At 49.1% G+C, this 23,843-nt stretch carries 24 protein-coding genes; 16 read left to right on the top strand and 8 right to left on the bottom strand.

Annotation, left to right across the window (positions count from 1 at the left end):
* Nucleotides 1–3: 3 nt before the first annotated feature.
* Both Q4E93_RS03225 and Q4E93_RS03220 read right to left on the bottom strand, forming a co-directional pair.
* Nucleotides 4–912 (bottom strand): helix-turn-helix domain-containing protein, encoded by a 909-nt coding sequence (locus Q4E93_RS03225; protein ID WP_303582652.1) that lies wholly within the window; start codon nt 910–912, stop codon nt 4–6.
* Between the two features lie 32 nt (nt 913–944).
* A complete protein-coding gene (locus tag Q4E93_RS03220) occupies nt 945–1,709 on the bottom strand; it encodes an SDR family NAD(P)-dependent oxidoreductase (protein ID WP_303582651.1) in 765 nt (254 codons plus the stop codon).
* 283 nt (nt 1,710–1,992) lie between these two features.
* Here Q4E93_RS03220 and Q4E93_RS03215 point away from each other — a divergent pair, with 283 nt between their 5' ends.
* The 12 genes from Q4E93_RS03215 to Q4E93_RS03160 all read left to right on the top strand — a co-directional run bounded on the left by Q4E93_RS03215 (nt 1,993) and on the right by Q4E93_RS03160 (nt 13,770).
* Entirely contained in the window at nt 1,993–4,302 is a 2,310-nt protein-coding gene (locus tag Q4E93_RS03215) for a tetratricopeptide repeat-containing sensor histidine kinase (protein WP_303582650.1), read from the top strand.
* Nucleotides 4,303–4,311: 9 nt separating this feature from the next.
* Entirely contained in the window at nt 4,312–6,288 is a 1,977-nt protein-coding gene (locus tag Q4E93_RS03210) for a sigma 54-interacting response regulator (protein ID WP_303582649.1), read from the top strand.
* 207 nt (nt 6,289–6,495) lie between these two features.
* Nucleotides 6,496–7,335, top strand: a complete 840-nt coding sequence (locus Q4E93_RS03205) for an AraC family transcriptional regulator (RefSeq protein ID WP_303582648.1) — start codon at nt 6,496–6,498, stop codon at nt 7,333–7,335.
* Between the two features lie 64 nt (nt 7,336–7,399).
* Nucleotides 7,400–8,338 carry a VOC family protein gene (locus tag Q4E93_RS03200; RefSeq protein WP_303582647.1) on the top strand — a complete coding sequence of 313 codons (939 nt, stop codon included), beginning with the start codon at nt 7,400–7,402 and terminating at the stop codon, nt 8,336–8,338.
* A 220-nt stretch (nt 8,339–8,558) separates the two neighbouring features.
* The gene (locus Q4E93_RS03195) at nt 8,559–9,023 is read left to right on the top strand and encodes a nuclear transport factor 2 family protein (protein WP_303582646.1); all 465 of its coding nucleotides are present in this window, start codon (nt 8,559–8,561) and stop codon (nt 9,021–9,023) included.
* Nucleotides 9,010–9,861 (top strand): SDR family NAD(P)-dependent oxidoreductase, encoded by an 852-nt coding sequence (locus Q4E93_RS03190; protein ID WP_303582645.1) that lies wholly within the window; start codon nt 9,010–9,012, stop codon nt 9,859–9,861. The genes Q4E93_RS03195 and Q4E93_RS03190 overlap by 14 nt, the downstream gene beginning before the upstream one ends.
* 5 nt (nt 9,862–9,866) lie before the next feature.
* Nucleotides 9,867–10,286 (top strand): LytR/AlgR family response regulator transcription factor, encoded by a 420-nt coding sequence (locus Q4E93_RS03185; RefSeq protein ID WP_303582644.1) that lies wholly within the window; start codon nt 9,867–9,869, stop codon nt 10,284–10,286.
* 44 nt (nt 10,287–10,330) lie between these two features.
* On the top strand, nt 10,331–10,867 hold the full coding sequence (locus Q4E93_RS03180; protein ID WP_303582643.1) for a YceI family protein: 537 nt from the start codon (nt 10,331–10,333) through the stop codon (nt 10,865–10,867).
* 45 nt (nt 10,868–10,912) lie between these two features.
* On the top strand, nt 10,913–11,134 hold the full coding sequence (locus Q4E93_RS03175; protein ID WP_303582642.1) for a tautomerase family protein: 222 nt from the start codon (nt 10,913–10,915) through the stop codon (nt 11,132–11,134).
* Between the two features lie 37 nt (nt 11,135–11,171).
* The gene (locus Q4E93_RS03170) at nt 11,172–12,179 is read left to right on the top strand and encodes a thioredoxin family protein (protein WP_303582641.1); all 1,008 of its coding nucleotides are present in this window, start codon (nt 11,172–11,174) and stop codon (nt 12,177–12,179) included.
* Between the two features lie 31 nt (nt 12,180–12,210).
* Nucleotides 12,211–12,654 (top strand): organic hydroperoxide resistance protein, encoded by a 444-nt coding sequence (locus Q4E93_RS03165; protein WP_303582640.1) that lies wholly within the window; start codon nt 12,211–12,213, stop codon nt 12,652–12,654.
* A gap of 63 nt (nt 12,655–12,717) precedes the next feature.
* Entirely contained in the window at nt 12,718–13,770 is a 1,053-nt protein-coding gene (locus tag Q4E93_RS03160; protein ID WP_303582639.1) for an alpha/beta fold hydrolase, read from the top strand.
* 3 nt (nt 13,771–13,773) lie between these two features.
* On the opposite strand, the gene Q4E93_RS03155 is transcribed toward Q4E93_RS03160, so the two are convergent.
* The 3 genes from Q4E93_RS03155 to Q4E93_RS03145 form a co-directional block, all read right to left on the bottom strand.
* Complete coding sequence (locus Q4E93_RS03155; RefSeq protein WP_303582638.1) at nt 13,774–14,583, bottom strand: helix-turn-helix domain-containing protein; 810 nt, start codon at nt 14,581–14,583, stop codon at nt 13,774–13,776.
* A 28-nt stretch (nt 14,584–14,611) separates the two neighbouring features.
* The gene (locus Q4E93_RS03150) at nt 14,612–15,637 is read right to left on the bottom strand and encodes an SDR family NAD(P)-dependent oxidoreductase (protein WP_303582637.1); all 1,026 of its coding nucleotides are present in this window, start codon (nt 15,635–15,637) and stop codon (nt 14,612–14,614) included.
* A 146-nt stretch (nt 15,638–15,783) separates the two neighbouring features.
* On the bottom strand, nt 15,784–16,944 hold the full coding sequence (locus tag Q4E93_RS03145; protein WP_303582636.1) for an acyltransferase family protein: 1,161 nt from the start codon (nt 16,942–16,944) through the stop codon (nt 15,784–15,786).
* A gap of 130 nt (nt 16,945–17,074) precedes the next feature.
* Between Q4E93_RS03145 and Q4E93_RS03140 the strand changes: the two genes are divergently transcribed.
* The gene (locus Q4E93_RS03140) at nt 17,075–17,428 is read left to right on the top strand and encodes a DUF805 domain-containing protein (protein ID WP_303582635.1); all 354 of its coding nucleotides are present in this window, start codon (nt 17,075–17,077) and stop codon (nt 17,426–17,428) included.
* Nucleotides 17,429–17,532: 104 nt separating this feature from the next.
* On the opposite strand, the gene Q4E93_RS03135 is transcribed toward Q4E93_RS03140, so the two are convergent.
* Both Q4E93_RS03135 and Q4E93_RS03130 read right to left on the bottom strand, forming a co-directional pair.
* Nucleotides 17,533–18,258, bottom strand: coding sequence for a hypothetical protein (locus tag Q4E93_RS03135; RefSeq protein ID WP_303582634.1), 726 nt, complete (start codon nt 18,256–18,258; stop codon nt 17,533–17,535).
* A gap of 17 nt (nt 18,259–18,275) precedes the next feature.
* Nucleotides 18,276–19,901, bottom strand: a complete 1,626-nt coding sequence (locus tag Q4E93_RS03130) for a hypothetical protein (protein ID WP_303582633.1) — start codon at nt 19,899–19,901, stop codon at nt 18,276–18,278.
* 116 nt (nt 19,902–20,017) lie between these two features.
* On the opposite strand from Q4E93_RS03130, the gene Q4E93_RS03125 reads away from it, so the two are divergent.
* The 3 genes from Q4E93_RS03125 to Q4E93_RS03115 are packed head-to-tail and all read left to right on the top strand — an operon-like array spanning nt 20,018 to nt 22,559.
* Nucleotides 20,018–20,755 carry an SDR family NAD(P)-dependent oxidoreductase gene (locus tag Q4E93_RS03125; protein WP_303582632.1) on the top strand — a complete coding sequence of 246 codons (738 nt, stop codon included), beginning with the start codon at nt 20,018–20,020 and terminating at the stop codon, nt 20,753–20,755.
* A gap of 36 nt (nt 20,756–20,791) precedes the next feature.
* Nucleotides 20,792–22,024: a trans-sulfuration enzyme family protein gene (locus Q4E93_RS03120; protein ID WP_303582631.1), complete on the top strand. Its 1,233-nt coding sequence runs from the start codon at nt 20,792–20,794 to the stop codon at nt 22,022–22,024.
* 19 nt (nt 22,025–22,043) lie between these two features.
* A complete protein-coding gene (locus tag Q4E93_RS03115; RefSeq protein WP_303582630.1) occupies nt 22,044–22,559 on the top strand; it encodes a DinB family protein in 516 nt (171 codons plus the stop codon).
* Here the strand turns inward: Q4E93_RS03115 and Q4E93_RS03110 are convergent.
* On the bottom strand, nt 22,548–23,822 hold the full coding sequence (locus Q4E93_RS03110; protein WP_303582629.1) for a MutS-related protein: 1,275 nt from the start codon (nt 23,820–23,822) through the stop codon (nt 22,548–22,550). The two genes, Q4E93_RS03115 and Q4E93_RS03110, sit on opposite strands and share 12 nt — an antisense overlap.
* Between the last annotated feature and the right edge of the window lie 21 nt (nt 23,823–23,843).

Genomic DNA, 23,843 nt, shown 5'->3' with positions numbered 1-23,843 from the left:
CAATCAGGACCGGAATGCCAAGGGGGCCAGGGAAGTCTGTTTTTTAAAATAATTGGAAAAATTTGCCAGATCATCAAATCCCAATGTATAGGCAATGTCTGCTACGCTCCAATCTGTTTGCCTGAGCAGTATTTTGGCTTCCTGTATCATTCTTTTGCTGATGATCTCCGTGGTAGTGCTGCCAGTCACTTCTTTTAATACTTTGTTGAGATGATTGACGTGAACTGCAAGCCGGTCAGCATATTCCTTTGGCGTGCGTAAGCTTAGTCTTTGATGAGCAGACTCAAGGGGGAACTGCCGCTCCAGCAGCTCGATGAACAAAGAAGATATGCGCTGCGAAGCATTCTGGGCAGTGCTGAGCGCTGACATAGGCTGGAGCTTTTGTCCATAATGGATCAGCTCCAATACAAGATTGCGCAGCAGGTCGTACTTGAATTTATAATCCGCCGCAAGCTCTTTGTGCATTTTCCTGAAGATATATTCAACCTCTGTCACCTCCTGCGGAGCGAGCTGGAACACGGGTAAGCTACCCGGCTGGAATATGGGCATGTCCTCCAGGATGACGCCGGACCTTCCCGGCGAAAGGAAATCGGGGGTAAAAATGCAGAACATACCTGTCTGGTTCCCATCTGCCGGCAGCCAGTGATAAGGGATCTGGGGCGTTGCAAATAGCAAAGCCTGCTGCTGAACATCGATAACCTTATCCGCATATTCTACCCTGCTTTTGCCCCGTATCCAGCTTATCTTATAATATTTCCTCCGGCTATAAGGCATTGTCCGGCTACCCGAGGCCTTGTCGAACAGCTTTTCAGTCTCGAAAACATTAAAATGCCCTATTTCCTTTTCGATGCCTTCGGGCAGCGGGGCGGCACTTCTTTTGTAAAAGTCATTAAGGGAAGAATGATCAGGCATTGGGCTTGTAAAATTCAAAGGTAGCGCTAAAATTACAATTGCATTCCGCCAGATACCTCTATTCGCTGTCCATTCACCCAACGCGCCTCTTCCGTGCATAAGAAAGCGACCACACTGCCGATATCTTCAGCCACACCCGGTCTGCCCAGCGCCGTCATATTACTTACCACTTTTTTTAGCTGTTCATCGTTCCTAAGATGACCTCCCCCAAAATCCGTCATGATGGCTCCGGGAGCTATGGTGTTCGCCCTTATACTCCGTGCACCCAATTCCCTGGCCAGGTAGCGCGTGAAAACCTCTATTGCGCCCTTCATGGAGGCATAAGCCGAGGAACCGGGCACTGAGACACGAGTGAGGCCGGAAGATATGTTAACGATGCCACCGCCATCGTTGATAAGCGGCAGCATTTTTTGCGTCAGGAAGTAAACGCCTTTAAAATGGACGTTCAGCAGCTCGTCAAACTGCTCTTCGCTTACATCAGCTATAGGCGTATATCCGGCGATGCCCGCGTTGTTGACAAGATAATCTAAATGGGTAGCATGAAAGGTTGTGTGCAAAACATCCTGCAGCTGTGTGGTAAAAGCGCCAAAACTCTTTAAATCACCCGTATTGAGGCGGAGGCTGGCGGCTTTTTGCCCCCCTTGCCGGATCTGCCCTGCTACGCCCTCTGCATCCTGCACCTGGTTATTGTAGGTGAGGATGACATCTATTCCTTTTTCTGCGAGACGCAAAGCCATGTCTTTACCCAGCCCGCGGCTACCGCCAGTGACGAGAGCTATCTTATTTTTCTGTTCCATCGTGGATTGTTTTTATACCACAAAGATAGCGGGCAAAACAGGGCTGCTGTTTGTGGCAATCAATCCATTATTTGTAAAAATCAAATAATTGGCGACAATGCACGGGATAGGCAGCCTTGCGCCGGATGCCCAAAGCCCCCCGGATCATATAATTATGAATCCCTATCTTTGTCATCGACCGACCTGCTATTACATTCGGGCAATGAACCTTACTCTCTGAAGGCAGCAGCATCGCTAACAAGTTTGCCATTCCTTGCTTAAAAAACCGCCTTATACACAAGTTATGGTGAGAGTTTTTTTAGTTGCCTGTGTACTATTATTGTTCTCAGTCCAACCATTAAAAGCCCAGGACGAACCCATCCATTCCATTGACGAATTGAGCACTCTTCTGCAAAAAAGCAACGCCGATACAGCACGTATCGATCTATTGCTTGAAGCAGCGCTTGTTTATGTGCTGAAGCCCGGAGAGGAAAAGCATGATCTCGACAGTGCTTTGTTCTTTACCACCGAAGCAATGAATATATCCAACAGGCTGAATTTGCCAGTATGGCAAGCCCGCTGCTTTTATGTGTATTCGCAGGTGTACCGGGAAAGCCATCAAAAGGAGAAGGGGAAAAGCTATATAGAAAGGGCTATCCCCCTTTTTGCAAAATATGGCCGGAAGGAAAGGCTGGGAGATGCCTATTTTGAACTGCAGCTTTATTACAATTTGTTTTCAGACAGCGAGTTTGTCATCAAGGTGAAATATGCCGAGCAGGCGGAGCGACTGTACGAGCAGGCAGGGAACAAGCTGAAACAGGCCACTATGTTAAAGCATCTGGGCGATTTTTACCAGATAAATGAAAAAGATAGTATTGCACTGAAAGATCTGCATAAATCGCTGGATATTTTCCAGTCAGTGCATTACCCCAAAGTGGAGGGTGTATATGACCTGATCGGCTATATTCTATTCAATGAGGGCGATTTCCACCAGGCATTGAAATATGGACTGCTGGCGTTGCAAACTGCTGAAAGCGTAAAAGCAGACAGCCGTGAATTAAGCACTATTTATAACCGGCTTGGCCTCATTTATTACCGTCTGACCCAATACCAGGAAGCAGATCATTGCTTTACCCATGCCTTTTCCATTGCTGTCGGGAATAAAGACACATTGGGTGCGCGTGTGATCGTTCCCAATGTAATGAATACCTTGTTACGGCTGGAGAAACAACAGGAGCTGCTTACTTTCCTTCAGCATGCCAAATTTTTATATGACAAGGAACCTATACGGGATAAGGCAATTTATAATTCCACGTATACACAGGCATACCTGCTCACCGGCAATTATAAAAAGGCTGAACCTTATGTAAGGGAATTGCTCCGGCTGGCGAGCGATAGTCCTGATGTCCCTTTGCTCAGGAATCTGCACAGGGCAGTCATTCCCTTTTACCTGGCCTCAGGGCAGTATCATGAAATGTATAAATATCTGCCAGTCAATGATAGTATCTGCAGAAGATATCATATTATCTCCGGCCTGGTGGAAAACTCCCTATGGTGGTTCAAAGCGGATTCTGCTTTGAGGGATTATGTGTCCGCCATTGTACATTATAAGCAGTATAAAGAAGCCAGTGATTCTTCACTCCGTCTGACCACCAGCCAGCAGATCAATCAGCTCCTGATCCAATATGAAAGTATCAAAAAAGACCAGGCAATCGCCTCAAAAGAAAGCAACATCCTGTTGCTTACCAACCAGGCGAAACTACAGCAGGAGCAGCTGCGACGGACAAGGGTCGTCAGGAATCTGACTTTCAGCCTGATAGCATTGTTGCTTGTGATTGTAGGATTGTTGTTCAATGGTTACCGGACAAATCAACGCGGGAACAGGAAACTTCAGCTGCAGCAGCGCGAAATAAATGATAAAAATACTTCCTTACAGCATCTCGTTCACCAGAAGGAAAAGCTGCTGGTTGAAAAAGAGTGGCTATTGAAGGAAGTGCATCACCGTGTTAAAAACAACATGCAGATCGTGATGAGCCTGCTGAATACCCAATCTGCTTACCTGGAAAGCGATGCCCTTACGGCCATTAAAGAGAGCCAGCACCGCATGCAGGCCATGTCATTAATACACCAGAAATTATACCAGGCAGATAATGTAGCACTTATCAATATGCCATCCTATATTCGCGAACTGACGGGTTTTCTGAGAGAAAGTTATGATTCGGGCCGTTACATCCAGTGCAACCTGGACCTGGAGGAAATTAACCTGGATGTTTCACAGGCAGTGCCGGTGGGTTTGATCCTCAACGAAGCCATTACCAATGTGATCAAATATGCCTTCCCCGGCAGGCAAAGGGGAACAATCGATGTAGTTATGAAAAAAGTAGCCGGGAGCGGGATCCTGCTTAGCATCAGCGATAATGGGATTGGATTGCCCACCGGCCCCGGCGCCGGAAAGAAGTATTCATTTGGCATGAACCTTATCCGGGGTCTGACGGGACAGCTGGGAGGGACGATAAATATCGTATCAGACAATGGATTATGCGTACAAATAGCGTTCCCACTTAGTACCGTGATGAAGCCTGCCCCAGAAAATGAACTATCAATGACAATCTAGGAATTGTTTATGAATAAAGAGATATTAATCGTAGAAGATGAGTTTGTCGTAGCCCATGATCTCCAGCTGACATTGGAAAAAGCAGGTTATATTGTTTGTGGCATTGCGGCTTCAGTAAATGAGGCAAGGGAAATACTCAAAAAGGAAAAACCATCGCTTGCTTTATTGGACATCCAGCTCAGAGGAAAACTGGATGGTATTGCCCTTGCAAAGGAATTGAAAGAAAGCAATATTGGATTTGTATACCTTTCGGCAAATTCAAATCAGCAAATACTTGAAGCCGCAAAAGCTACGGAGCCCTATGGCTTTCTGGTAAAACCCTATCGTGAAAAAGACCTGCTTGTAACGCTTGACATAGCCCGTTACAGGCAGGAATATGGGGTAGAGTCCAGGATCAGGCGCGAGAATTACCTGCATCACCAGCTTACCGACATCATAGAAGAGCAGACTGATTGGGAGACTAAATTCATGCGTGTTGCCAGGGCTATTCAACCATATATCCCCTTCGATTATATTGCTGCCATAAAAAGGGCTGATGACCTGCTGTACTACGGGACCAGCTATTTGCGTATCGGGTTCGATGAATACCAACTGATAAGAACCGATGAATTGCTGACCATCACCGGGTTGAAAGCCGATGAGCTTCATAAGATACTGGCAGCTTCTCCTTCCAATAACAAGGCAACCTGGTACAATGGCCCCGACTTTCAAAGTATTTGCGGGCTCAACCCAATGAAAAAGCTCCTTGCCGACACTTTTCAGCTGGCATCCAACCTTATGATACCCGTGCTGCCGGCCAACGGGGGGATATTTGTTTTTTCTTTTTACAGCCGTCGCAGCGATGCGTACAACCAGGAACACCTCTCTTTGCTTTTCCGGCTGCAGCAGCTGCTGACGATCGCCCTGGACAGCGTATCAACCTTAAGTATCGAAGTGCCGGGTAAAAAAACAGAAAGCGAGGGAGGCATTTCTTCAAAAGGACCAGCCAGCGCTCCCGTATTTGATCGTATAATAGGCAACAGCGTTACCCTCTTGAATGTGCTGGATGCAGTGGCCCAGGTAGCTCCCCTGGATACATCTGTATTGATATTAGGAGAAAGCGGCACAGGCAAAGAGAGAATTGCCGATTGCATCCATCAGAACTCTTTTTGTAAAGACAAGTCATTTGTGAAGGTGAACTGCGGTGCATTGCCTGCCACTTTAATAGAGTCCGAATTATTTGGCCACGAAAAAGGCTCTTTTACAGGTGCGCTGGACAAGCGGATAGGAAAATTTGAACTGGCTGAAGGCGGAACCATATTCCTGGACGAGATTGGGGAAATGCCCCTGGAAATGCAGGTTAAATTACTGAGGGTATTGCAGGAAAAGGAAATTGAGCGAATAGGCGGCCGGCAACCAATCAAGGTAAATGTCCGAATCATCGCCGCCACCAACAGAAACCTGGAAAAAGAAGTGGCGGAAGGAAGGTTTCGCCTTGATCTGTATTACAGATTGAATGTATTTCCTATCACGCTGCCGCCACTGCGCGACCGAATAGAGGACCTTGCACAATTATCCGAATTCTTTGCTTCCAGGTGCTTTTCAAGGTTTAATAAATCTTATCATGGTATAAGCCCCCGTATGATGCAGGAAATGGAGGCTTATGACTGGCCTGGTAATATTCGGGAGCTGGAAAATATCATAGAACAAGCCGTCATCATGAATGACGGGCGGTCGGAATTGGCGTTAAAGCGCCCCTTGCCCGGCAGGACTATTATGTATGCAAGTCCTGGTAAAAATGAAAATACCAGTCCCTCCATCAGATCGCTGGATGATATTAGGAACATCCAAAAACAAGCCGAGGTGGAATACCTTTCTTCCATCCTGCAAAAAACCAAGGGCCGCATCAGGGGAAAAGGAGGAGCCGCAGAGCTTTTAAATCAAAAACCTACCACATTGGAATCACGGCTGGCAAAACTGGGCATTAAAAAAGAGGATTTTTCCTAAAATATGTCCGGCGCTCCGATAATTTCGGAGCCAACGCCTTCATACTCCGAAATTTTCGGAGCCTTCCCGCAAAACAGGAAATGAGGAACTTTTTGTTAATTCTTCCAACTCATTTATTAGCATACTGTTGTACTGTCCGATATTATTTTTTTCGATCCCTCTCCAATGTGGCATATTAATCGAACTGTTACCGGCAAAACATCCATTATGCTGAAACAATACCATTCCACAAGCGCTTTTGAGATCCAGGCTCTAAAAAATGGAGAAAATAATGCAACTGCTATCAAGGAATTGTTCAGGATCATCTGGATAAAGGAAGGTGCCGGCACTTTAAGCGTTGACATGCATACGCACACCATTAGCAGCAATTGCATTTATTGTATAAAGCCTGGCCAGGTAATGAAATTTGAGCCGGAGGGGGAGACGGACGGATATTCACTTTCTTTTTCGCCTGAATTCCTGGCAATGGCAGGCGTTCATACAGAGCCTTTGCAATACGCCTCCTTTTCTCATCCGCTCTCGCCTTTTTCCATCGTAAAAGTGGAGAACAGCCTGGAAATGCTGGAGGTGGCTGAAAAAATGATCAGGGAATTTTCAAATGCCTACCCCGGTAAAGTTGAAATCCTGAGGGGACTGCTGAAAATATTCCTGGTATATCTGAACAGGCTACAGGAGGAACCCCAGCCAACACTCTCCCATCTGCATCAATCAGGGCTTGCTTCAAGATTCTTCAGCCTTCTTGAAAAAGACTTTATCAATAGAAAAATGGTATCCGATTATGCGCAGGACCTTTCGGTGACTCCCAACTATTTAAATGAAATAGTAAAACGGGCTTCAGGATTTCCGGCAAGCTTTCACATCCGGCAACGCATTATCCTCGAAGCAAAACGTAAAGCGGCTTATGTACGGACAAGCATGAAAGAAATTGCCTATGACCTGGGCTTCGACGATATTTCTCATTTCAGCAAATACTTCAAAAAAGCTTCGGGCATCAGTTTCTCTGATTTCAGAAAGGAAATTTCACAGCAATTCAGTTTTGCCAGTTGATCCCTGACAGCTATTTTTTTGCCATTCACCTCCATGATCCGTCGATTTATCCTAAAAAAACTTTATGAACTATAGAATAGCTGGCTTGCATCATATTACCGCCATTGCAACATCTGTACAACGGAACTATGAATTCTACACAAAATTGCTCGGTCTCAGGTTAGTAAAGAAAACGGTGAATATGGATGACCCGGGGGCATATCATCTGTACTATGGAAATAAGACAGGCGATCCGGGCACCATCCTTAGTATCCTCCCCTGGGAAAATATTGGCCCCGGATATGAAGGTACGGGCATGGCCACGGAGATCAGCTTTTCCGTGCCGCCCGGCAGCCTGGAGGCATGGAAGGAAAGACTTCAACAATTCAATCCCAGGACCGGCGACAAAAACGAGGGATTCGGAGAGGAAGTCCTGCACTGCAGCGATCCTGATGGTCTGAAATTTAACCTGGTCGTACCCGGCAGAGAAGATGCAAGGCAGGGATGGCATGGGGGAGAAGTGCCTGAAGCGATGGCTGTAAAGGGTCTCCATAGTATATCGCTGATGGTGCAGGACACAGCACAAACAGCGCAAATCCTCACCGGCATTTTTGGCTATACCCTCGCGCAGCGGAAAGGCAACAAAAGCCGTTTTGTTACTGATGCGGCTATGGATGCGAATATTATTGACCTGGTTGAAATGCCTGATGGTCCCATCGGATATGTAGCCGGCGGCACTGTGCACCATGTTTCTTTTCGTGTGAATAGTGATGAGGCCCTGACCATTTTTCGTGGAAGGCTTCTTTCACAAGGACTCAGTATAACTCCTAAGACCGACGTTACTTATTTTTCTTCGTTCTATTTCAGGGAGCCCGGAGGCGCCTTGTTTGAGCTGGCATCAGATAAGCCCGGTCTTACTGTGGATGAAACGGTGGAAGAACTGGGCTCACAACTGAAGCTACCGGCCCGTCTTGAATACATGAGAAACAGGTTGGAGGGTATCCTGCCGCCTTTGTCCAGATAGTCTCCCGCAAGCGTGCATTCCCGATGAAGGATACCCCAGGTGCCATCATTTGTCAATTGCTTCCCCTATTCTCCTTCCTTAGATTTGTAAGGATCTAATGAGTGATCTACATCACAGTTGTGCCGGCTGTTATTAAATGTGATGCAGGTCACGCGATCCTTCCCCGTTCCCGTCGTTACTTTGTGTTGTCAATCAGAATGAATAAGTAAAAAGTCTGAACATGAAAGCCATTATTATATTATTATCCATCTTTCTCACCCTAACGACGGCGGCACAGATCTCGCCGGCAAAAAATTATAAGAACATGAAAAATTACAGCATTGACTCCGCAGCGATCGCAGGAGTCCTGAACAACGCCTATTTTAAGGGTATTTATGAAGGAGATGTCGCCCTGCTGGGGAGCATTTACTATGAAGGCACCTTGCTCTTTGGAGACGTCAAAGGGCAGCCTTACTATAAGACGCTGGCCCAATACCTGGAAGGCGTCAAAAATCGTCAAAGTCCGAAGGACTCCGGCAAGCCTTTCAGCGGAGATATCATCGCTATCGAGATCGTCAACTCTATTGCGGTGGCGAAGGTGCAGGTGAAGATGTACGACTTTTTCTACTTCGAGCTGCTGTCCTTCCATAAATTCAATGAAAAATGGCTTATCGTCAATAAAATGATATCCGATGTCCAACAATAAAGTCTGGTATGTCACCGGGGCGTCCCAGGGATTGGGACTGTCCCTCGTCAAACAGCTGCTTGCCGCCGGCTATCGTGTAGCCGCCACGTCAAGGTCCGCCACCGGGCTGCAAAAGTCTGCCGGCACGACCCGTCCGGACCAGTTTCTTCCGCTGGGCGTGGATCTTACCAGCCCCGACTCTATCCGCAACTCAATAGAACAAACCATTGCCGCCTTTGGCGCCGTCGACGTCGTCGTCAACAATGCAGGGTACGGGATGGAAGGCACAGTAGAAGAAATGGAAGAAGAAGAGGTCCGGGCTATCTTCGAGATCAATGTGCTGGCCACTATCAACGTAACGAAATACGTCCTCCCCTACCTGCGGAAGCAACGGTCCGGGCATATCATCAATATCTCCTCGGTGGCCGGATTTGCCGGCGCCCCGGGCTGGTCTATTTACTCCGCTACCAAGTCCGCCGTCATAGCCTTCTCTGAAGTGCTGGCCCTGGATGTCCAGGAGCTTGGGATCAAAGTGACCGTCATAGGTCCTTCAGGCTTCCGCACCGGCTTTCTCACGAAAAATTCCCTTGTATCCGTGGAAAGCCAGATAGCAGACTACCAATCCGTCACCAGCACTCATCTCCGCTATGCCGCGTCGGACGGCAAGCAGGACGGCGACCCCGAAAAAGCCGCGGCCGTGTTCATAAGGATTGCGGAAAGCCCCGACCCTCCCCTACACCTCTGGCTGGGCGCCAACGCCTTTGACAGGGCAAGCGAAAAGATCGCATCCCTGGGCGAAGAAATTAAAAAATGGAAGGACCTCTCCCTCTCCGCGGAATTTATCACCCATAAAAAATAAATAAGATGGAAGCACAATCTTTTTTACAAGTCAACAGCTGGAGCTATCCGGATGACCAGCTGACAAAGCCTACTTCGCGGGTGGGCAAAAAAAGCTTTCTTGTCTTCAGGAACAACCGGTATCTCACTGTCTCTACCGATACAATCGCTTTTTTCTATGTGAAGAATGAATATTCGATCATTGTATGTTTCGACCTGCAGGAATATATAGTAAACTACTCACTGGAATATATCCAGAACACTTTACCCGAACTGAAATTCTTCAGGTTAAACCGTCAGTACCTGATCAACTTCAATGCAGTAAAAGAGGTGGAGCATTACTTTGCCCGAAAGCTCCTGGTGAAGCTTATTATTCCCGTCGCTGAAAAAATGGTGGTATCAAAAGAAAAAGCCAGCACCTTTTTGCACTGGCTTGCGAACAGGTGACCTGCCAATCGTCAATCAAACAAAAAAAATAAAAAACATAAAAAATGGAAACGAAAAGTTTTAAGATCGACTCTGCCAAGAGCTCTATCGAATGGGTCGGCAAAAAAGTAACCGGTGCACACAATGGTACTGTCAACATTGCTGATGGTCTTCTTACATTCAATGATGGCAAGCTCACCGGTGGTAAGTTCACCATCGACACGACCTCCATCAGGATCCTGGATATCACCGACCTCAATACCAACGCCCAGTTCGCCGGGCACCTGGCTTCGGAGGATTTCTTCGGCATCGAGCAATATCCCACGGCAACCCTGGAGATCACCAGCGTGTCGCAGGAATCCGATGGTATTTATCATGTAGCCGGGAACCTAACCATCAAAGGCATTAGCCATCCCATCGAATTCGATGCGGAAGTAGGCGGGATTGATGGCGATACACTGCAGGCTTCCGCCAAGCTGATCGTCGACCGCACTAAATACGGCATGCGGTTTCGCAGCGGGAACTTCTTCAAAGATCTCGGCGATACCCTCATTTTCAATGACTTCACCTTACATGTCCTCGTGACCGCCAAGGCGGCTTAAGCAGGGCATCTCAAGAAACATTTATCACTTTTAAAGTCTTTTACCATGCCATACGTCAAAATTGAGATTACCCGCGAAGGCACTACCCGCGAACAAAAGGCCACCCTGATCAAGGGGGTGACCGATCTCATCAGCGATACACTCAACAAGGACCCCCAGCTCACTTTTGTGGTCATCCAGGAATACGACCTGGATGACTGGGGTTATGCTGGTGAACTGGTCTCGGACCTTCGTAAAAAAGGGATCACCGCCGAAAGAAAAAAGTAAATAAGATCAGTGAGCCATGTTAAAAAAACTTACCTATATGACCCTCGCTGCATTACTCGCCGGCATCGCCTGGGCAATGCCCGGTAAAGACAAGCTGCCTTCTTTCAGCGGCGCCACCCAATGGCTGAATTCAAAACCTTTGACGACAGCGGACCTTCGAGGCAAGGTCGTCCTGGTCGAGTTCTGGACTTACACCTGTATCAACTGGCGGCGCACCCTTCCCTATGTCCGGGCCTGGGCCGAAAAATACAAAGATCAGGGACTGGTGGTGATCGGTGTGCATACCCCGGAGTTCTCCTTCGAGAAAGAGGTCGACAACGTCCGGTGGGCTGCGAAAGACATGAAGATCGGCTTCCCCATCGCCATGGACAATAACTATGCGGTATGGAACGCTTTCCGGAACGAATACTGGCCGGCCCTTTATTTTGTCGATGCAAAGGGTCAGATCCGGCATCACCAGTTCGGCGAAGGCAGCTACGAACAGTCGGAAAAGGTGATCCAGCAGTTGCTGGCCGAGGCCGGGGTCAAGGGCGTCAGCAATGAGCCGGTGCCGGTGGATGCTAGCGGCGCCGAAGCCGCCGCCGATCTGAGCACGCTGGGATCTGCAGAAAATTTTCTGGGTTATGAGCGTACCGTGGATTTTGCATCTCCCGGCGGCGCCAAAGAAGACCGGCGTCAGGTGTATACCGTCCCTGCGAGATTGCGGCTCAACCAATGGGCCCTTGCAGGCAACTGGACCATGGGAAGAGAAGGTAATGTGTTGAATGAAGGCAACGGGCGGCTTGTTTACCGCTTTCACGCCCGCGATGTCAACCTCATCATGGGGCCGGCCGTGCAGGGGACTACTTTGAGGTATCGTGTGCTCATCGACGGAAAGGCCCCGGGCGCGGCTCATGGAGTCGACGTTGACGGCGAGGGCAACGGCACGGTGACCGGACAGCGGATGTACCAGGTCATCCGGCAACCTGCGCCCATCACTGACCGGGAATTCGAGATAGAGTTTTCGGACCCTGGAGTAGCCGTTTTTGACTTCACCTTCGGCTAAATAAATAATAATCATCTTAAAAACTAAAGCAATGGAACACACGCATGCGCATGCAACGTCTAAGACAAAAGTATTATACACGGCCAAGACCCATACGACTGGCGGACGTGAACACGGCGTCTCCCGAAGCTCGGATGGTCATTTGGATATTAAGCTGTCCACACCCGGCACCGATGGGATCGGCACCAACCCTGAACAATTATTTGCCGCCGGCTGGTCTGCCTGTTTTGAAGGAGCAATGGGTATCGCGGCCCGTAAAATGAAGGTTGAACTACCGGAGAACATGGCCATTGACGCAGAAGTAGACCTTTTGCTGACGGGGGTGGATTTTTCGATCCAGGCGCGGCTTAACGTCAGCCTGCCGGGTTTGGACCGCGAGACCGCCCAGGCCCTCGTGGACGCAGGGCACAAGACCTGCCCTTATTCCAAGGCTATACGCGGCAACGTCGATGTCGAGACCAATATCATCGTTTGATCACTTACCGCCAGGCCCTGGTGGGGCCTGGTCTAAAATTGCAAGCACCTAAAATTCATTAAAATGTATCTTGAAAATCAAAGTCGACGCCACTTTCTCGGCACGGCGGCCACAGCGGCAATTACACTCACCGGCGCACAATTAGGCATCCTGGACACCGTAGCCGCACAAGCAGGAACGGGCAAACCCGGGGACGCATCAACCATCAAATCCGCCGCTGATCCGTCGTTCGGTCCTCTGAAGCAGATCGATGCCGGCGTATTGAATATCGGCTATGCCGAAGCCGGCCCGGCCAACGGTCCAGTGGTCATCCTTCTCCATGGCTGGCCCTACGATATCCACAGCTATGCTGATGTTGCCCCCTTGCTGGCGTCAAAGGGCTATAGGGTGATCATCCCCTACCTGCGCGGCTATGGCACGACCCGGTTCCTTTCACCTGAAACCTTCCGGAACGGTCAACAAGCCGCGCTTGCCCTCGATACCATCGCCTTGATGGATGCCTTGAAGATCGAAAAAGCCATCATTGCCGGATTTGATTGGGGCGCAAGGACGGCTGATATCCTTGCAGCACTCTGGCCCGAACGCTGCAAAGCCCTTGTTGCCGTGAGCGGGTATATCATCGTCAACCTGGAAGCCAATGCAAAGCCATTGCCGCCAAAGGCTGAATTAGGATGGTGGTACCAGTATTATTTTGCCACTGAGCGCGGCCGTCTCGGCTACGATGCCAACCGCCACGATTTTGCCAAGCTTATCTGGACCATCGCCTCGCCAACATGGAAGTTCGATGATGCGACTTTCGAGCGCATCGCGGCCGCGTTCAATAACCCTGATCATGTTGCCATCGTGATCCATAATTACCGCTGGCGCCTCAGCCTGGCGAAAGGCGATCCACAATACGACGATCTGGAAAAAAAGCTGAGCGAAATGCCTGTCATCACCGTGCCAACCATTACCATTGCCAGTGATTTCGATGGCGCAGCTGCGGACGGGAAATCGTATGCCGGGAAATTTTCGGGGAAATATTCGCACCGGATCCTACCAGGCATCGGTCACAACGTACCGCAGGAAGCGCCAAAAGCGTTTGCCGATGCGGTCATCGAAGTTGATGGATTCTAGTTGTCAACGGTTGACCAGCTCACTTGGGGAATATCCAAAATATTTTTTAAAAGCATAGGAGAAATGTGATAAATTCTCAAATCCTACTTCATAATATATCTCCGAGGGTTTGCCGTGCTTTTCTGAAAGTTCATAATGGGCCAATTCCAATCGTCGCTCCATCAGCCATGCCTGCGGGTTCTTCTTATATATCTTTTTAAAATCCCTTCTAAAAGTAGACAGGCTCCGTCCTGTCAGATAGCAGAACTTCTCCATTGTCATATTGAACTTAAAATTTCGTTCCATAAAATCCGTAAGATCAATTTTGCCGGGTTCTTCGAAATTGGCAAGTAAACTATCCATATCCTTATCAATGGCTCTTAGAACGCTGATAGCCTCTTCAATTTTTATATCAGCGATATTTTCGGGCAGGCCTTCGGACAGATCGAAATAAGGGATGAGTGAGGCCAGGCAGCTTTCCAGCAAAGGATGTTTAGAGAATTTACGCAGCTTTTGACCAGGCGATGGCTTTCCGACGGCTTTATGCCTGGTGTAGTAATTTTTCAGCCGCTCTTTCGTAAGATGCATGGCGACCGTCTTATGTGGCTGCCCGTCCTTGGGATAATTGATAATGGTTGCCAATTGATTTCTGGGGATCAGGAAGATGTCGCCTGTCCCAAAAGTGTAGGTGGCATCATTTTGCACAATTTTTGTTTCCCCCGAGATAAACCAGACCAGTATATGTTGCTCGAACATTACTTCTGTCTTAAATAACTTACCATCGTAGTTTGACAGCTTAATATCAGGGGTAATATATTGGCTCTTGAATTCCATTCGATCGTGACACAAATATAAAATAAAATTACCCTGGCAATAAAACGCCTGTCATATGCTCGCTCAAAGCCCATAGCTTTTTTGCATTTCTTTCGTCCAGTGAATAGGATCTTACGCCGTGCAAGGTCATTGGATCATCATATTTGTGTTCAATGCTCCCTTCATCTAATTCAGCGATGTCCGCGTTTTCACAATAAACGCCTCCGATGTCTTTTAGCTGCGGGCTGGTGGCGCACCAGATCGTGGTCGCGGCACCCTGCGCCACATTCTTCAATTTTGCAGCCACTTCGGGATAAATGTCCCCATTGGCATCCTGCAGGCCCATTTGCTGAAATAAGCCTGCTGGCGCGTCACGCCCCAGTTCTGTCCCATAGACGGAACCCGGATGCAGACTAAAAGCGCGTATTCCAAAGTTTGCACCGCGCCGGTCCAGCTCCACCGCAAAGAGATTATTGGCTGTTTTGGACTGGCCGTATCCCTGCAAAGTTTCATAGTCCCGGTGCAGGAAATTCGGGTCCTCGAAATTGAACGGCGCCATCTGGTGGCCGTAAGAAGAGACGTTCACTACCCTTGCGCCCTGGGCTTTTTTCAAGGCGGGCCAAAGCCTGGCCGTAAGATGAAAATGCCCTAAGTGATTAGTGGCAAGCTGAGATTCGTAGCCTCGTTTATCGCGGCGCAAGGGAACCCACATTATACCTGCGTTATTGATCAATAAATGCAACGGCTCTCCGGTCGCCAGGAAATCAACCGCCAGCAGATCGATCGATCCCGGGTCCATCAGATCCATCTGCCTGATAAGTACGTTTTCAAGTCCTGCCAGATTCTTTTCGGCCTTATGTATATCCCGTGCCGGCACGACCACCTTTGCTCCCGCCCTGACAAAGGTCTTAACCGTTTCCAAGCCTATTCCTGCATGACCACCCGTAACTAACGCTATTTTTCCTGTAAGATCGATGCCTTCTATAATATCGCTTGCCGTCGACCGATAACCAAATCCCGATCCGATGGGCTTTTGCAGTAGACCATTATAGTTGGCCTGAATTTTCCCTTTCATTCCAATTGAATTTAATACATCAAAATTAGAGGGGTGCATCGTAACAAGGTTTGTTTAAAACGTCAAATTACTTTGTTCATAGCGTCATTTCAGTCTGTCCGGGACCTTTACCGGCGTGCAATCCAAGCGGCGTAGTGCTCCAGCGGTCATTCCATCACTTTTTTACCAACGGGCCTCTTCCTTGCCAATTGCCGGGGCAGCCACCGAACCTGCAGCCAACGTCTCACGGGCTCGTCATAGCGCTTCAGGCTGACGTAAGCGATCACCACGGCAGACACAAATGTAGCCAGGGCGTAAGGGAATGCATGGCGGAACCCAACGCCTTTATGATCGCTGACCCATCCGGTGTAGATATAGATGAGTGGATAATGTGTGATATAAATGGGATATGAAATATCTCCGAAAAATTTACACACACGGGCGCCGGCCTTGCCAGTCATTTCACCACTTGCGCCCAGGTAAACGATCAGTGGAAACACCAGTATGATGACCAGCGATTCATACAGTCCATTCATCCATACATGCTTCTCTCCTCCTATCCTGGGCATTGCCAGGACGATCACCAGCAACAGGCTACACCATAAGAAAGCATGGCTGATCCGGGTCAGCTTCGCGGTGCGGGAGAGCAGCAATCCGGCGAAAAAGGGATACATCATACGTGTAAAGCCAATGCGCAGCTGCAATGCGTCAATAGACCAACCGCCAATGACATCCCCGTTGTTGCCTGTCACGGTGTAATGGACGAGCGCCGCCCCTGCCAGGATCACGAGGATCGACAAAGCCGTCCTGGAAAATCTCCGGACAAAAAGAGCGTACAGGATATTAGCGATGTATTCAAAGAACAGCGACCATCCGGGGCCATCCAGCGGATGCATCTCCTGCCAACCTCTAATATCCATGGATATGGGCACCGGGATCAGCGTAAACCCGATCAGCATGATCAAAAGCATTTTCCAAACGGGCACGGTGTGAATGGCGGGCCATATGGTAGAATCCTGAAAATAGAAAGCAATGGCTCCAATCACCATACCCATTACCACCATGGGTTGAAGCCTTACCAGGCGGCGCTTAAAAAAACCTCCCATTGTCAGGCTGCCCCAGCGATCATCATATGCATAGCCGATGACAAACCCTGAGAGCAGAAAGAAGAAGTCGACGGCGAGATATCCATGGTTGATGATCTGATCCAGGTGGCTGGTGGAGTGGGCTTCAAAAATATGAAAGACCACCACCAGCATTGCGGCCACACCGCGCAGGCCATCCAGGATAGGGTAATGGGGTTTTGTGGCAAGGGAAATAGGTCTCATTTGTTAAAAATACAGACAAGAAGCTGAAAATCAGTTAAATATTATTACTGTTATAGCTTTGAAGTATGAAATTTCCTTATTATTTTGGCTCGCACGAATAGAATCCTTTATTAACTAAAAAAAGCCCCTAATGAATTATTTTATTGCAGCATTTAAAAAGTATGCAGTTTTCAACGGCAGAGCCAGACGCTCCGAATATTGGTACTTTTTTTTATTCAACATTATTATTTCCTTTGTCCTTGGCTTCATCGGCGGTGCAATGGGAAATGCATATCTTCAAGTAATTTGGGCATTGGCCACTTTGATCCCAAACATTGCTGTTGGTGTCCGTAGGATGCACGATGTCAACAAAAGCGGTTGGTTCATTCTGATCCCTATCTACAGCCTCATCCTGGCCTGCACTCCAGGGACTACGGGTCCAAATGATTATGGTGAAGACCCCAAAAATCCGGAATTCGAAGAATTCCTGCAGACGCCGGAATAATCCAGTTTAACTTATTAAAGCCTATAAGCGATTGTTTATAGGCTTTTTTTATTGCTTATAATCCACGACGGACGGGCCGCTTATATTCCTGGCGGGATGGAGGTTTATTGCTGGGTTATCTGGAAGCTTCCGGTTGTATTAATACCCCAGGTGGGTGAAGATAAATGAATATTGCAGGAGCTGACTGTTATCTTATTATTCGAGACAGCCACATAAACAGTGCCCGGATCCCCATACCAAATACTGCTGGCAGCAGTGAAGTTGACCCGAACATAGCCCGGTCCCCAGAATCCTCCTAAGCTTTGCGCTGAATAAACGCCCACCGGCGGCACTCCGGTGCCGGGGAACTCAAATTGTACATCTCCCTGGGAGCCGTTGGCCGTGAGGAAATATGAGCCGCCGCCCGGGCCGCCTGTGATATAGTAGAAGCTCATGTTCGTCACTCCCGAAATATCAGCTGTATTGTTAGTCAGGGAGCACGGCAACACCGGCGCGCCCACCTGCACAGAATCAGTGGTAGCAGAATAGATACATCCTTCTTTGGTTATAACGTCCACAAAATACCTGCCGTTGCTGGCGGATGATACGCCGGGCAGTGCCGGCGCGGAATCATGGGAAGAGAAGCCATTGGGACCATACCAGTTGTACATATACACGTTGCCCACACCGGAAACGGACAATTTCAATGAGTCACCTGCCAGCACCGGCGAGTTCGTTGTGACAACGGGTTTAACAGATGGATTGCAATGATCGTCCTTCTTCGTGCAAGACCATAACAGGTTTTGCAATGCGACGACTGTAATGAGCTTTATGACGAGTTGGCGTCTCATGTTTGAATAGGTTGAATTTATTGATGACTGACCCTTCCTCCGAATATCAGTCCGAAGGTGGCCTGAAAATAAAACCCTGTCTTATTGTCCAAGGTTTGTGGTCCGGGGCGTATGCCTAACTCCAGCTGGCTTCTCACCCCAAAATGTGGTGCGTACATTGCAATTGTCTGGTATCCCACACGGGCGCCAATTTTTTTGACGGGCGTACGTGATACGTCCAGGCGCTGCGGCAGATGCTCATATTCGCCTGTCCGGGGTTCCAGCGCATGGTAATAGATCATATCCTCCACCGTCATTGAGTGCGCATACATGACGTCCAGGAAGAGGTCATCCTGCCCTTTCTGCTCTCTCCTCCCTTTGTAGGTGTCATCCAGCAGTTCGATCTTAAGGTCATAGAATGAGCTCCACCCGATGCCGGCTGTGATAATACCCGATCTTATCATGGAAGAAGATGTCACCAGGTTATCCGGAGTCAGGGGGTACACCTGCCCTTCGAAATTATAATTGTAAACAGGTGTTGCATTATTATAGGCGATGCCACTGGAGCTCTCCACCAGCCTGTGATCAGCCTGGTATCCCAGCCTGGCTGTGATCGCTTTAAGGTATTTGCCTTTCGCGCGCCCGACCACTTCGGCATGCATGGCGCCGATCTTCGTATTTCCTATCTTCAGGCGATAAGAACCCTCCTTTTCCCAGGATACGGCGGTAAACTTCGTTTGGATATCCAACAGGGAGGATTTGGTGCGATTCGCAGGGCTCCCATGACTATCCGCATCTCCGGAGGGACCATCGCCACGGTTGTCCCCCGTGAGATCATCCAGGTAAGCCCGCTGGTAATTGACGTTGATACCGAATTTGCTTTCGTAAGTATAAAAGAACCCGAGTCCGCCACTGAAGTTCAGGTTGAGCGACGCTACATTTACAGCCACAGGTGTAACGTTCAACCCGAACAGCCCGGAATGGGAAGGTTCATTCCGTAACTCCCGGTACAGGGTAGTGTCCCTGTATATTTTCATCGGACTTGGAAAGACCGGGGCATCCCCCTTTGCCAGTCTTGCAGTGTCTGACGGCAGTGGCTTATAACATCGGCTATTATATGTGTCTACGGAAAGCCGCAAATGTTCATCCGCCCGCTTAGCATGGGAATGCGCGAAAAAGGCTCCCGTGCCCATGACCAGTGCGCCCACGACAAAATGCGCAAAAAATTCGGTAGAGCTCATATTATTGTTACTGCCGGCACGAAACACGCCTGCGAACGCAATGGTCGAACCGATGCCGACGCCTCCCCAAAAATCAAGCCTGGCCCGTCTCATTTGCTGATTCATCAGGTCTATCTGCTGATCTGCCTCATTACACCTGGAGTAAAAGGAGCGAAGAAAATCCGCGTGTTTGCCGATCTCCACGGGCTTGGCGTCATTGACCCGGACGAATGGTACAAATACATTATACGACCTGCTGCCTCCGTTGGAATTATACTGGGTAACAAGTGCTTCCTTGTATACCAATTCGAGCTTTATCGTATTGGGGATCAGCTTTTGCCGGGCTGTAAGGTGCTTTTTTCGGTGGGTTGAGTCTGTCTGGGCATGGGCATGAACGGAAAAGATCATGAGCATGCCGAAAAATAACCTGATAGCGGTCCGCATAGGAATGGTTGCTGGTTTGGGGTCAGATTTCCTAAACGACGAGGACAGGGTATTATTATATGTTCATAGACAACAAGTGGCAGTAAATTTGCGTGATCAACAAAGAAATAAAACACATGAAGACCGCACTCGTCACAGGCGCAAATAAAAGTATCGGCTTTGAAACAGTCAGGCAATTACTCAAGAAGGATTATTACGTTTATCTCGGCAGCCGGGATAGGGAAAAGGGACAACTGGCGGTGTCCCGGCTCCACGCTGAGGGACTGTCCCAGGTTGAGGCTGTCGTCATCGACGTATCCGATGCGGCATCCGTCGAAAAGGCCCGACAGACCATTGCCGGGAAATCTGCCTCCCTCGACCTGCTGATCAACAATGCGGGTATATCCGGCGGCTTTCCTCAACCGCCTTCTACATTCGACACGGCGGCTATCCGGGAAGTGTTTGATACCAATTTTTTTGGCGCGATAGAAGTTACCAGGGCATTTATGCACCTGCTGGGCAAGTCCTCTTCTCCTGTGATCGTCAATGTCACTTCGGGCCTGGCCTCTCTGACCCTGCACAGCGATCCTTCCTGGATGTATTATGAGGTGAAAGGCGCGGCATATGGTCCGTCCAAAACTGCCTTGAATGCTTACACGGTGGCGCTGGCCCATGAATTGCGGGCAACTGCCTTTAGAGTAAATGCCGTGGACCCGGGCTATACGGCTACGGACTTTAATCACCACCGGGGTCGCGGGTCGGTGGAAGCTGCTGCTGCCTTCGTCGTCAAGTATGCGACTATTGGCGCCGATGGCCCTACGGGGAGGTTTTTCAGTCTTGATTATCAGAAGAATGGGAATGAAAGCCCCTGGTAATTGCTACCTTGCACCCTACTGAAAAAAACGATTCGCATGAAAACCAGCTCAGATCACCTTCTGCCCAGCATGACCTCTCTGGCCATTCATGGCAGCCATCATGAAAATGCCGAACACGCACATCTGCTGCCTATTTTTGCCTCTTCCACTTTTACGTTTGAAAGCGCCCAGCAGGGGATGGACCGGTTTTCCGGGAAAGAACCCGGTTATGTATATTCCCGGTTTGCCAATCCCACGGTCAGGGCGGCGGAGGAGCTGGTGGCGGGACTGGAAGCATTCGGCATCACGGATAAGGAGGGAAAGCCGCTACAACTAAAGGCATTGCTCCATGCCAGCGGGCAGTCGGCGATGGCAACCATGCTCCTGTCCAACCTGTCGGCCGGGGATACCATCCTCTCCCACCCTTCTTTATATGGCGGCACGCATGAGTTCATTTATGGATTGCTGAAAAGATTTGGTATTCATTCCCTGCTGTCCGACCTCAAAGACGAAGGGCAGCTGGAAGATCTGATCAGAAAGACGCCGGGGTTGAAAGTCATTCATATCGAGTCGCCTGCCAATCCTACCATGGGCTGCATCGACCTGTCAGCTGTCTGTTCGATCGCGGCCCGCCATCAGATCAAGGTGACCGTGGACAATACTTTCGCTACTCCTTATCTGCAGCAGCCTTTTCGCCATGGAGCGGACTTTGTATTTCACTCGACGACAAAATTCCTGAATGGTCATGGCACTTCCATCGGCGGTGTGCTTGTCGGAAAGAATCTCGCTTTTATGAATACGGTGGTCTATGATACTTACAAGCTGCTTGGCGCCAACAGCAATCCTTTCGACGCCTTTCTGCTAACCCAGGGAATAAAGACGCTGGGGCTCAGGATGGACAGACACTGCGACAATGCGGAACGGGTGGCTACATTTTTAGCCAGTCACAGGGCGGTGGAGAAAGTGCATTACAACGGGCTGCCGGATCATGCCGACCAGGCCGTCACGCAAAAACAAATGCGGCGGGCGGGTGCAGTGATGTCCTTTGAGTTGAAAGGCGGGATGCAGGCGGGCATGGCGTTCATCGACAGGTTGCAGGTATGTACCCGGGCGGTATCGGTAGGTACGGTGGATACGCTTGTTTCACATCCTGCGTCCATGTCCCATTCCGGGATGCCGGCAGCGGACAGGATCAAAGCCGGCGTCAGTGACGGGCTCATCCGGATGAGCATCGGCATAGAGCCGATCGACGATATTATTGATGACCTGCGCCAGGCGATGGAAGCATAAATTTCTTTACTTTCATACTATGGGACAAGTAAAATGGTTTGACCGCAGCTTCGATTTCGCCACCACACAAAATATTTTCCCTTCCATATTGGAGCGGCTTAGGGGCACTCCTGCCCGGCTGGAAGAAAAATTCAGGTCTATCCCGGCGGCTTTACTGTCACGCCAGGTGGACAATACCTGGAGCATCAAAGAGAACCTGGGACATTTAAGTGACCTGGAACCCTTGTGGCAGCAACGACTGGATGATATCCTCACAGGCAAGACGGAGCTAAGCCCTACCGATCTTTTCAATACCAGGACGACTATCGCGGGCCACAACGAGGTGCCTGTAGAAGCGCTGCTGCAAGGTTTCAGACAAATAAGAGGGAAGACGATCGCATTGCTGGAGGCCATCGACGAAGCTTCGGTATTTAAGTCCGCCCTTCACCCCCGGCTTAAAACGCCTATGCGTACGATGGACCTTTTCCTCTTCGTAGCCGATCATGACGACCATCACCTGGCGAGAATTACGGAACTGTCACGGCTACCGGTGTAACAAATCATTCAACCCCTCCTGCCTGAAAATTACCTGCCCGATCTTCAGGTCCGACCAGCCGGCCTGTAGCTTATAGGTAAATACGGGCATTCCCTCATCGAGCCGGCATTCGATGCAGCAGGTGTTGATCTTTCCGGCCCCGGCTATCTGCTCCAATTGATGCAAATGTGTGGAAATGAAAAAGAAGGAACCTGTAAATGCCTTTAATCCCAGAATGGTGGTGGTTGATATGGCCAGGGCATCTTCGATATTGGTGCCCCTGAACAGCTCATCGAAGATCGCAAAGCATCGCTGGTTGTCATGTGCTTGCAGGACTACCTTCTTCAGGGTTTGGATCTCCTGCATGAAATGGCTATAGCCATTCTTTAGATCATCATTCAGGTTGATTGCAACGGAGATGACGTTGAAAAAAGGAAGCACGCATTTCTCCGCCGGAACGGCCAGCCCAAGATGCGCCAGGTAAACACACAATCCCACGGATTTCAGCAGCGTGGATTTCCCGGACATATTCGGGCCGGTGATGAGGGTTACTGCCTCCTTCACTTCCAGGCTATTCCTTACCGGGTGCTTTAATAAAGGATGGTAAAACCCGTCGATGGATAAACCTGTATCGTTGAATACGGGGAATACGAAATTGTTCATGTCGATCCCTTTTGCAATGGAATAATATGCCTCGAAGAGGAAGAAGTCCTTCCAGAAAACATCCATCTCCCCGGAGCTTATTTTTTCCTGCAGCAATTCCATCACCCTGGCCACGTCCAAAATGCTGAATCCTCTTTGCCTTCCGATGGTGTAATATTTCTCTACCTGCAGATGGGTCAGCATGCGGCTGATGTTCCCGATCCTGTCCCGGAAGGGTTGGGGAAACGGGCCGCTGTCCAGGTGGTCAAAGTAGCATTGGCGTATCTTAGAAAGAAAGTAATACAGCTGATGAAGGCTTCCTTTTTCCCTGTTGCTTTGCGACCGGGCCAATAGCAGCTGCAGCTTTAACGAATTGCCGGTGAGATGTGTGCCTTGGTTCTTTTTGTCTTCGATGTACCTATACACCTGGTTGAACTCGATCCTGGAATAGGCAAAGGGTGCAAAGAGGCGCCTATTCGCCAGGAAGGCTTTTAAAATGTCTTGTCTTTCATAGATCTCTTCCGTCGACTCCGGCATTTCAGACATTATTTCCAATAGTGCCATTCTCGAAAATTCATTGTGGAGATGATCGAATAAGGGAACGATCTCCTTTTTGAAATGCAGGTCGTAGACATTTATCATGCCCTAATATAATGCCGTATC

The organism is Flavitalea plasmicola (assembly GCF_030546645.1).
Taxonomy (GTDB): Bacteria; Bacteroidota; Bacteroidia; order Chitinophagales; family Chitinophagaceae; genus Puia.
The sequence above is the reverse complement of the archived record's forward strand: the minus strand, read 5'-3'. Positions and strand labels throughout refer to the sequence as shown.